This window comes from Campylobacter sp. US42a (genome assembly GCF_004379055.1).
Lineage (GTDB): Bacteria > Campylobacterota > Campylobacteria > Campylobacterales > Campylobacteraceae > Campylobacter_D > Campylobacter_D jejuni.
On sequence record NZ_RYYK01000019.1, the window covers coordinates 1 to 1,507 of the forward strand.

1 protein-coding gene is annotated in these 1,507 nt (G+C 29.2%); it reads right to left on the reverse strand.

Annotated features, from left to right (window positions below; genetic code table 11):
* Positions 1 to 1,406: ShlB/FhaC/HecB family hemolysin secretion/activation protein (locus tag ELQ10_RS08495; RefSeq protein WP_134250463.1), on the reverse strand; the 1,406-nt coding region annotated here is incomplete at its 3' end.
* Positions 1,407 to 1,507 lie beyond the last annotated feature (101 nt).

Sequence of the window (1,507 nt, forward strand, 5' to 3'; positions counted from 1 at the left end):
CTACTATCTAATGTAGCTCCATTGATAACTTGTTGATAATTTAAACTAAAAAGATGAGTAAAGGTATCATTAAAGAAATAAGCATTGTTAAGATTGACATTAAGTTTAGCAAATTTTCCAAATTCTACTCCACCTACTTTGCTTGTTCCTATACCTACTATAGTCATACCTTCATCTTTAACATTACCATAGCTTACATTAGCACTATAAGAAAAACTATCATTGCTAATGCCATTATAAACTCCTTCTATACCAAAGCTTATCGTATCAGAGCTTTTATCTATGGTCATGATATTTAATCTTGAATCACTAAGCTTTTTATGATAATAGCTTGAAGTTAAATAAAAAGAATTATAAGTCGTAATCCACAAAGGATATTTTAAATCTATACCTAGATTTTCAGAAGTTCCTATAAAGTTTGCATTTTTATAAGCTCCCCCTAAAGCATAGTTTCCTTTAGAATAACTTGGAGTGATTTTTAAATTCCCTAAGAAAGTAGTATAGCTTATACCATAGTTAGTTTGTGCTTCATCGCTTCTTTGCAAATAAGCATTAAGACTATCTCCTTGATGAGCTATGTTATTAAAACTCATACTAGCACCACCCCTATATCTACCTGATTCTTTTATGCCGTAATTATCCCCATAAAACAATACAGAAACAAAGCTATCACTAGGGGTAGTTTCTATCACTACATCTGTTTCACCTGGATTATCTCCTGCTTTTAAAGAAGCAAGGGTTTGTATGCCATACATTTCATTGACTTTATAAACTGCATCTTCTACTAATTTAGTAGTGATGATTTCACCTTTATGATTAGGTAATTTACTTTCTATAGCATAATCTCTTGCACTAGAATTGTTTTGAACCACATATTTACCTAAAACACCTAAGGTGATATTGATTTGAATTTGATCTTTTAGTTCTTGTTGTGGGATATAAGCTGTAGCAGCAGGATAACCACTAACTTGAACATAATAAGAAATAATATTGGCTATATCTTGTAAGTCTTGAACTGAAATACTTTCTTTTTTGTAATCGTTTAAGGCTTCTTGTAAAACTTGCTCATCTAAACCTAGATCTTTAAAGTTTATGTTTTTATTGGTAATATGAAAGCTAAAGCTAACTTTATGAATTGATTCTTCTTTAGAAGTATTTTTTAAAGAAGGAGTGTTTGAATTTGGGGTTTTAGTTTTTAAAGTATTATCATTAGACAAGTTAGGTTGATTTTTTTGAGTGTTGTTATTATCTTTTTGAGTGTTTTTCTTTGTGTTGATGGTTTTTGAATTATTATTATCATCACTAGTATTAGAATGATCTATGATAATCACTCCATCTTTTACTTTTAAAGTGTTATTGTAGTTTTTTAAGTTAGCATCTTCTTTATAAGGAGATTGTTCTAACATTTGTATGGTTTTTTTATTATCTTTAGTATCACTAGCATAAAGGCTTAAGATAGCTAAACTAGATAGTAAGATAATGCGTTTCATTTGTGTTTTTCCTTTTT